The 1,234-nt window shown below is 45.5% G+C and carries 1 protein-coding gene; it reads right to left on the bottom strand.

Annotated elements, in window-relative coordinates:
* Window positions 1-1,234: hypothetical protein (locus tag A3756_RS28095; protein ID WP_068554507.1), on the bottom strand; the 1,234-nt coding region annotated here is incomplete at both ends.

Here is a 1,234-nt window from a genome sequence, read left to right as displayed (position 1 = left end):
TGATGAGCCGAAAGAACTGGGGTAACCGCGTACCTGCATCCACTCATCTTCTTCGATAGCGCTAATATCCAGTGTAGAGCTGTTGATTTCATACTGTTCAGGTGAAGCATCATTAGCCGCATCAAGGCCTGTGCCACTAAAGTCAAAAAGATCAATTGGTCGTTTGTTGATATGGCTAAGATCCAACTCCAAAGGAGATGCCTGCACCACTTCGCCCACAATGGCATTGAGCTTCATTCTGACATGGCCTTGACTACTATCGAATTCATTATTGTCAGCGTTAAATTCACCCAACGCTAGTATTCGTTGCCCTACCGATAAATTGGCGATGCTGGCATCACCTAAGCGATAACCTGTGACAACAGTATCTTCAGTAACCGCCAGTGTGACTTCTGTCTGAAAGTGAGCCGCCTGGTCGCCAGTCTCGACGACTGCACCTTGAATCGAAATGCTTGAGTCACTGCGTGCAGTGATGATGCCTTTCAATACATCTTGTTCAGCCCAAGGAACACTGTTACCGGCGAGTACCTGTGTTGCCAAGTAGCGTTGCTCACCTTCTTCTGAAGGGCCACCAAAAGCAATAAGAGGGGTCTCCTCAGCTTGTTCTGCTAGTAAGCTTAAGCCTTCTTCAGACGTGTACTCAACGCCATCAATCTCATACAGTGTATTGTCATCGACATGGAAGTTGAAATCGCCAAAGGTTCCGCGACGTAAGCGCATCGGAATTAGTTTCATGTCGATGGTATTAGTGGCCAGATCAACACTTTCGAGTAAACCCCTTAGTCGATGTTCCCTATCGATATCCAGCTCGGTACTGCCGACCATGAAAGGCTCTACAGTTACTAAGGGTGGCTCGAAAGACTCAATAGTATTTGAGGCAGCCAAGTCTAAATCAAGCGTCAATTGAGCGGTTTTGAAAGGGGATATATTGATGCTATTGCCTTCATTAAGATTTAGCTCCACATCAATTTGAGTAATCGCATTGCCATTGGCATCTTGTATGGCAGCTTCATAAGAAGCACCCTCTTCGTCTTGAATAACGATATCAGCCTCACTGTAATCCAGGCCCAATATAACACTTTGGTATTCGCCTGCGGGTACAGACAATACGGCAAAAAGCTCAGAAAGCTCCTGATATTGTACAAAGTCTATTTCACTCTGAAGCGGTAGCACTTCGACAAGTGAGCCATTAGCTTTTTTGAGTTGTATGGATTCCAATTCAATTCGATAGGTC

This window comes from Oleiphilus sp. HI0086 (assembly GCF_001635225.1).
This window is presented reverse-complemented; position numbering and strand designations above follow the sequence as displayed.